The organism is Streptomyces colwelliae, assembly GCF_048158785.1.
Taxonomy (GTDB): domain Bacteria; phylum Actinomycetota; class Actinomycetes; order Streptomycetales; family Streptomycetaceae; genus Streptomyces.
Map to the genome: position 1 here is coordinate 1 of NZ_JBLTJC010000469.1, position 7,205 is coordinate 7,205.

The window sequence follows — 7,205 nt, forward strand, 5'->3', positions numbered from 1 at the left end:
CTGTTCGTCGTGGACGACGGCTGGTTCACCGGGCGTGCCGACGACACCGGGGATAGCCAGCCTGTGTTGGAGAGGTGCCGGACGGGCTGGGGATAGCCGGCCTGCGTTGGAAGGGCGTCGGACGGGCTGGGGACAGGCGCCCTGTGTTGAAAGGGTGCCGGACAGGCCGGGGACAGCCGCCCTGCGTCGGAAGGGTGGCGGACGGCCCGGATGATGCGCACCGGCGCCCAAGAAGAGCGGGGGCCGGACGAGTGACGTGAACCCAGTAACCTTGTCCGGGGCGCACTCGCACCCCCACCCCGCTCACCACCCCGCACCAGGAAGGTGTCCTCCCGTGGAAAACGGCGCCGCCCGGACCGCCCCGGCAGTGATTGTCGCCATCGACGGCCCCTCCGGCACGGGCAAGTCGAGCACGTCGAAGGCCGTGGCGGCGCAGCTCGGGCTGAGCTACCTGGACACCGGGGCCCAGTACCGGGCGATCACCTGGTGGATGGTGACGAACGGGATCGACCTCACCGACCCCACCGCGATCGCCGCCGTGGCGGACAAGGCGGAGATCGTCTCCGGCACGGACCCGGCGAACCCGACGATCAGTGTTGACGGCGTGGACGTGGCCGGCCCGATCCGCACGCAGGAGGTCACCTCCAAGGTCAGCGCGGTCAGCGCGGTGCCCGAGGTGCGGGCGAAGATCACCGAGTTGCAGCGGTCGCTGGCCGCCGGTGCGGAGCGGGGGATCGTGGTGGAGGGACGGGACATCGGTACGACCGTGCTGCCCGACGCCGACCTGAAGATCTTCCTCACCGCCTCCCCGGAGGCGCGTGCCGCCCGGCGCAGCGGTGAGCTGAAGGGCGCCGACGTGCAGGCCACCCGTGAGGCGCTGCTGAAGCGGGACGCGGCCGACTCCTCGCGCAAGACCTCGCCGCTCGCGAAGGCGGACGACGCGGTCGAGGTGGACACCTCCGACCTCACGCTCCAGCAGGTCATCGAGTGCGTCGTCACCCTCGTCGGGGAGAAGCGGGCCGCCAAGTGACCGCTCCCACGAAACGGGGCGCCGAGATCGGGCGGCGCATCGGCGTCGGCCTGATGTACGGGCTGTGGAAGCCGCGTGTCCTGGGCGCCTGGAAGGTCCCCGCGACCGGCCCGGTGATCCTCGCTGTCAACCACTCGCACAACATCGACGGCCCGATGGTCATCGGTGTGGCGCCCCGGGCTTCGCACTTCCTGGTCAAGACGGAAGCGTTCGTCGGGCCGCTCGGGCCCTTCATGCGTGCCGTCGGACAGTTGGAGGTGGACCGTTCGACCGCCGACCGTACGGCCGTCACCCGTGCGCTCGACGTTCTGAAGGAGGGTGGAGTCCTCGGGATCTTCCCCGAGGGCAGCCGCGGCGAGGGCGACTTCGCCGCGCTGCGCGCCGGGCTCGCCTACTTCGCGGTCCGCGGCGGCGCCCCGATCGTGCCGGTCGCCGTGCTGGGCAGCGCCGAGAAGAGCGGACGACTGATAAAGGCGCTGCCCCCGCTGCGCTCCCGCGTCGACGTCGTCTTCGGCGACCCGTTCGACGCGGGCGACGGCTCCGGCCGCCGTACGCGCAAGGCACTGGACGAGGCGACCGAGCGCATCCAGAAGCAGCTGGCCGCCCACCTGGACAACGCCAGGCGCCTCACCGGGCGCTGAGAGACACTTGAGTAGTGGATCACCCGAAATCCGGGGGTTCCACCGATCACCACGATGAACGAGGTACCGATCTTCATGAACGACCAGATCCAGCCCGACGGCTCCGGCGGGGAGCACGAGCACGGGGCGCTCGGCGACGCCGAGTACGCGGAGTTCATGGAGCTCGCCGCCGTAGAGGGCTTCGACATCGAGGACGTCGAGGGGGCCATCGGCGAAGCCGGTCACGGGCCGCTGCCCGTCCTTGCCGTCGTCGGCCGGCCGAACGTCGGCAAGTCGACTCTCGTCAACCGCATCATCGGGCGGCGCGAGGCCGTCGTCGAGGACAAGCCCGGTGTCACGCGTGACCGTGTGACGTACGAGGCCGAATGGGCCGGGCGCCGGTTCAAGGTCGTCGACACCGGGGGCTGGGAGCAGGACGTCCTCGGCATCGACGCCTCCGTGGCAGCCCAGGCCGAGTACGCGATCGAGGCCGCCGACGCGGTCGTCTTCGTCGTCGACGCCAAGGTCGGCGCGACCGACACCGACGAGGCGGTCGTACGGCTGCTGCGCAAGGCCGGCAAGCCCGTCGTGCTCGCCGCCAACAAGGTGGACGGGCTGAGTGGTGAGTCCGACGCCTCCTATCTTTGGTCCCTGGGCCTCGGCGAGCCGCATCCCGTCTCCGCGCTGCACGGGCGCGGCACCGGCGACATGCTGGACGCCGTCCTGGAGGCGCTGCCGGAGGCCCCGGAGCAGACCTTCGGCACCGCGGTCGGCGGGCCCCGCCGTATCGCCCTGATCGGGCGGCCGAACGTCGGCAAGTCCTCGCTGCTGAACAAGGTGGCGGGCGAGGAGCGCGTCGTCGTCAACGAGATCGCGGGTACGACACGTGACCCGGTCGACGAACTGATCGAACTCGGCGGTATCACCTGGAAGTTCGTCGACACGGCGGGCATCCGCAAGCGCGTCCACCTCCAGCAGGGCGCCGACTACTACGCCTCGCTGCGCACCGCCGCCGCCGTCGAGAAGGCGGAGGTCGCGGTCATCCTGATCGACGCTTCCGAGTCCATCTCGGTACAGGACCAGCGGATCGTCACCATGGCCGTCGAGGCGGGCCGCGCGATCGTCCTCGCCTTCAACAAGTGGGACACCCTCGACGAGGAGCGCCGCTACTACCTGGAGCGCGAGATCGAGACCGAGCTCGCCCAGGTCGCGTGGGCGCCCCGGGTGAACGTCTCGGCGCGCACCGGCCGCCACATGGAGAAGCTGGTCCCGGGCATCGAGACCGCGCTGGCCGGCTGGGAGACGCGTGTCCCGACGGGCCGACTGAACGCGTTCCTCGGTGAGTTGGTCGCCGCCCACCCGCACCCGATCCGCGGCGGCAAGCAGCCCCGCATCCTCTTCGGCACCCAGGCCGGCACCAAGCCCCCGCGCTTCGTGCTCTTCGCCTCCGGCTTCATCGAGGCGGGCTACCGCCGCTTCATCGAGCGCCGCCTGCGCGAGGAGTTCAGCTTCGAGGGCACCCCGATCCACATCTCGGTGCGCGTCCGCGAGAAGCGCGGCAAGAAGAAGTAGCCGTAGCCATACGGCTGTTCCACGGCTGTTCTGCGGTTGTTCTACGGCTGTTCTACGACGAAGAGGGCGGCCCCTGTGTCAACAGGGGCCGCCCTCTTCGGTGTGCGTGCCGCGTCAGATGCCTCGGCGTGGGCCGGGCGGCAGGGCCGCGGGGATGTGGTGCATCCCGGTCTGGCCGTGCTGTTGCTGCTGCCCGAGGTGACCGAGCTGCCCGACGCGCTGCCACTGGGACTGCTGCCGGGCGCTGTAGGCCCCCGCGCTGTACGCGCTGTACGAACCTCCGCCGATCGAACCTCCGCCGATCGAACCGCCGCTGAACGAGCCCGTGCCGTGCGGGCTGTGCCCGAAAGCGGTGAAGCCCAGCTCCTCCTCGCCGCTGCGGTCACCCGGCAGCGAGCGGAAGGTCTTGACCCACTCCGAGTAGAGCCGGTCGTAGATCGGCGTGGCCGATGGACCGCCGGTGCTGTCCCGGTCCGATCGCGAGGACGGGATCGACTGGTAGGGCCGGCTGCGGGGAACGTCGTATGCGTGCACGTATGTCCAAACGACGCGTGACCTGAAGGGATGCGGCTCAGGTGCCCGCGAGCGGGAGCGCGGAGCCGACCAGCTTGCCGTTGGCCGCGGCCTTGTCCAGCGCGCCGCGCAGCAGGTCCTCACGGGGCTGGCGGCCGATCGAGCCGACCGGTGCCGCGAACATCAGCACCTGCTGGTGCTTGTTGGCGGCGGCCCGCCAGCTGTCGGTGACCTGGAGCGCCTGGTGCGCCTGCCACCAGGCCACCGGGGAACCGCCGTTGCTGCTCGGCTGGAGCACCGCGTGCAGCTGGCCCGCGGCGAGCAGCACCGACCAGCCGTGCAGCACGGGCGGCACGGTGGTGATCTCGCTGAGCGGCATGAAGCCCTGCTCGATCAGCAGCGGCAGGAAGTCGTCCCCGACGTCGGTCGAGCCGGGCCGCACGATGGGCGCGGTCGGTTCGACGACCAGGGCGGGGTGCAACTCCCCCGAGATCAGGACGAGTCCGCTGGTCACCCCGAGCACGGCCTGCTCGGGGACGGCCTTCTCCGGTGTGCCGGCCGGGGCGTGCGCGTTGCCGCTGATGGAGCGGACGGCGCCCTGGAGCTGCTCCTCGGTGACCTGGACGATCTGGGAGGGCAGGCAGGTGGCGTGGGCGAAGGCGAGGACGGCGGTCTCGTCGCCGATGAACAGGACGGTGCTGGTGCGCTCCTGATCGGAGTCGCCCTGGGTGCGGCACGACGTGCAGTCGTAACTGCCCGGGGCGTTGTCTCCGGCGAGCAGCCGGTCGGCTTCTTCGTCGCCGATCTCGGCGCGTACGTCGTCGCTGACGTCGAGCATGCGCGGCACGGGTGGCTCCCTCGGAATGCGGTGCCCGGTGGGTCCCGGGCTCATGAAGAAGACAACGGAGGATCTGTGGCGGGAGTCACGCCCCGGAGCGAACCGAATCGAACCAACCGAAGCGGACGGTCACGGTTGGTACGGAATCGGACACTCCGTGTCAACTCTGTGAAAGGTCAAGGGAGTTGGTCGCGTGAACCGAGTCACAGCGCGTGTCGGCAACTGGTCGAAAAATCGTGAAATCAGCGAATGTAGTGGGTGGCCGAAAAGTGCCGATACCCGCGGTAACAGTGAACTGGCCTGCGGCGAAGGGCAGTTGGTCGACATCGGCTCGCCGACCTCCGTACATTCCTCCGCCGTGTGCAACGAGCACCGCTCGGGACACGTCCGTCGGCCGAACAAGCCAGCAAGCAGCACGACCTCCGACGGACGGGGAGGAGCGCGAGGACCGCGTCGATACGTGGGAGCCGCGAACCGCCTTGGGGGACCCCGGGTTGTTGGAGAGGGAACTACATGTCCGACTGTGCCGATACCACTCGCGAGAACGCACCCAAGACCCACAAGGGTCAAGCGCGTACGACAGTGGTCCTCGCCGGAGCGGCTCTGCTCGCCCCGCTCGGACTGCTGGCCGCAAGCGGCAACGCCGCGGCGGCCGACAGCGGAGTGTGGGACCGCATCGCCCAGTGCGAGAGCGGCGGCAACTGGCACATCAACACCGGCAACGGCTACTACGGAGGACTCCAGTTCTCCGCCGGCACCTGGCGCGCCTACGGCGGTTCGGCCTACGCGGCCACCGCCGACCAGGCCTCCAAGTCCGCGCAGATCGCCGTCGCCAGCAAGGTCCAGCGTGCCCAGGGATGGGGCGCCTGGCCGGTCTGCTCGGCGAAGGCCGGAGCGAGTGGCAGCGCACCCGCGGCCTCCTCCGGCACGGTGAGCGAGAAATCGACGAAGACGTCGAAGAAGTCGACCACCGGGTCGACGCAGAAGAAGTCGACCAAGAAGGCGACCCCGTCGAAGCCCGCGAACACGCCGGCTCGTGGGACGAACAACGCCTCGCGCGGCACGTCCCGCGGCGACTACACCGTCCGCGAGGGCGACACGCTGAGCGCCATCGCCGCCCAGCACGGGACCACTTGGCGGAAGGTCTACGCCGCCAACAAGTCCGTCATCGGCAACGACCCCGATCTGATCGTCCCCGGGCAGCAGCTCGACCTCTGAGCCGAGCCGCTCCCGAGCCGCCCCCGCCCGGTCCTCCGACCGGGCGGGGGCGCGCCCGTCACGCCAGTTCGGCCGCCTCGCCGCTGAACACGACCGTCCCGCGCCGCAGTTCGTACACGATCGCCGCCCGGTCGCGCAGCACCGGCGGCAACCGCTGCTCGGCCACGACCACGCACGCGTCCAACCCGCCCAGCAGTTCGTACGTGTGCGCCGCGACCGCGGGCGACATGCCCTGCGTCGGTTCGTCGACGAGCACCACACGCGCGCGTGCCAGCAGCGCCCGGGAGAGCGCCAGCATCCGCTGCTCGCCCCCGGAGAGGGTGCCGGCCCGGCGGGGGAGCAGCGGGCCCAGCTGCGGATACGCGTCGAGGGCAACGGCATGGTCCCGCGCGGCGAGTTCGAGGTTCTCGTGCACGGTGAGCGACCCGAAAACGGCCTGCCGCTCCGGCACCAGGCACAGTCCCCGGCGCGCTCGTTCGTGCGCGGGCACACGGGTCACGTCGGCGCCGTCCCACACCACCGCGCCGCCCGACAGCGCGACCGTACCGGCGAGTGCGCGCAGCGCGGTCGTACGGCCGGAGCCGTTGCGGCCCAGCAGGACGGTGAGCCCGTGGGTGGGCGCGGCGAGGGTGACGCCGTGCAGGGCTTCGAGGGGGCCGTAGCGCACGCGTGCGTGGCGCAGGGCGATGGTCATGCGGGGGTCTCCCGGGCGGTGTCCTGGGCGCCGGGTGCGCCGAGCGGGTCGAGGACGTGATCCGGTGGGCCGGAGGCGACGATCCGGCCCGCGGTCATCACATGGACCACGTCGGCGAGGTCGGCGACCAGATCGAGGTCGTGCTCCACGACGAGCAGGGCGGTGCCCTCGGCGGACAGGGCTCTCAACACCAGGGTCAGCGCGGTTACTTCGGCGGTGTCGAGGCCTGCGGCGGGCTCGTCGAGCAGCAGCACGCGCGGACTCCCGGCGAACGCCCGCGCCAGCTCGACCCGGCGCAGCGTCCCGGTGGGCAGCCCGGCGGCGGGCAGCGACCGTACGTCCCCGTCGAGCCCGAACAGCCGCAACGCCCGCTCCACGGCGCCCGGTTCGGCGACCCGCCCCTGCTCGGCGCCTACGCGGACGTTCTCGGCGACGGTCAACGAGGGGAACACGGCGAGCTGTTGAAAGGTCCGGGCGATCCCGAGCCGGGTACGCGCGTGCGCGGCCAGCCTCGTGATGTCCCGCCCACCGAGCCGGACCCGCCCCCGCGCGGGCCGCACGGTCCCGGCCAGACAGTGGAACAGGGTGCTTTTCCCAGCCCCGTTGGGCCCGACGACAGCGGTGACCTGCCCGGCCCGCACGACGAGATCGACTCCGTCGAGCGCGGTGAAACCGCCGTAGCGGACATGCAGGGCGTGGGTGGTGAGGACGGGTGGGGCG

Annotated in this window: 8 protein-coding genes; 4 read left to right on the forward strand and 4 right to left on the reverse strand. The window is 71.1% G+C overall.

Translation table 11 applies throughout. The features are described 5' to 3' along the window. Positions 1-334: 334 nt before the first annotated feature. The 3 genes from cmk to der all read left to right on the forward strand — a co-directional run bounded on the left by cmk (position 335) and on the right by der (position 3,222). Positions 335-1,030, forward strand: a complete 696-nt coding sequence (gene cmk / locus ACNFOC_RS47940) for a (d)CMP kinase (RefSeq protein WP_416965298.1) — start codon at positions 335-337, stop codon at positions 1,028-1,030. Further along, on the forward strand, positions 988-1,671 hold the full coding sequence (locus tag ACNFOC_RS47945) for a lysophospholipid acyltransferase family protein (RefSeq protein WP_416965299.1): 684 nt from the start codon (positions 988-990) through the stop codon (positions 1,669-1,671). Before cmk ends, ACNFOC_RS47945 begins: the two co-directional genes overlap by 43 nt. A gap of 75 nt (positions 1,672-1,746) precedes the next feature. Then, positions 1,747-3,222, forward strand: a complete 1,476-nt coding sequence (gene der, locus ACNFOC_RS47950; RefSeq protein WP_416965305.1) for a ribosome biogenesis GTPase Der — start codon at positions 1,747-1,749, stop codon at positions 3,220-3,222. A 114-nt stretch (positions 3,223-3,336) separates the two neighbouring features. Here the strand turns inward: der and ACNFOC_RS47955 are convergent, their stop codons facing one another. Next, positions 3,337-3,756: a hypothetical protein gene (locus tag ACNFOC_RS47955; protein ID WP_416965300.1), complete on the reverse strand. Its 420-nt coding sequence runs from the start codon at positions 3,754-3,756 to the stop codon at positions 3,337-3,339. Between the two features lie 37 nt (positions 3,757-3,793). Next, positions 3,794-4,582: a DUF8842 C-terminal domain-containing protein gene (locus ACNFOC_RS47960; protein WP_416965301.1), complete on the reverse strand. Its 789-nt coding sequence runs from the start codon at positions 4,580-4,582 to the stop codon at positions 3,794-3,796. A gap of 504 nt (positions 4,583-5,086) precedes the next feature. Here ACNFOC_RS47960 and ACNFOC_RS47965 point away from each other — a divergent pair. Further along, a complete protein-coding gene (locus ACNFOC_RS47965; RefSeq protein ID WP_416965302.1) occupies positions 5,087-5,791 on the forward strand; it encodes a transglycosylase family protein in 705 nt (234 codons plus the stop codon). A 58-nt stretch (positions 5,792-5,849) separates the two neighbouring features. Here the strand turns inward: ACNFOC_RS47965 and ACNFOC_RS47970 are convergent, their stop codons facing one another. Next, entirely contained in the window at positions 5,850-6,485 is a 636-nt protein-coding gene (locus tag ACNFOC_RS47970; RefSeq protein ID WP_416965303.1) for an ATP-binding cassette domain-containing protein, read from the reverse strand. Then, a partial coding sequence (locus tag ACNFOC_RS47975) for an ABC transporter ATP-binding protein (RefSeq protein WP_416965304.1) occupies positions 6,482-7,205 on the reverse strand: 724 nt, incomplete at its 5' end. The genes ACNFOC_RS47970 and ACNFOC_RS47975, both read right to left, overlap by 4 nt.

Excerpts from the sequence above, each read along its gene's own strand:
- der (WP_416965305.1), top strand. The coding sequence starts at position 1,747 with ATGAACGACCAGATCCAGCCCGACGGCTCCGGCGGGGAGCACGAGCAC.
- ACNFOC_RS47965 (WP_416965302.1), top strand. The coding sequence starts at position 5,087 with ATGTCCGACTGTGCCGATACCACTCGCGAGAACGCACCCAAGACCCAC.
- ACNFOC_RS47970 (WP_416965303.1), bottom strand. The coding sequence starts at position 6,485 with ATGACCATCGCCCTGCGCCACGCACGCGTGCGCTACGGCCCCCTCGAA.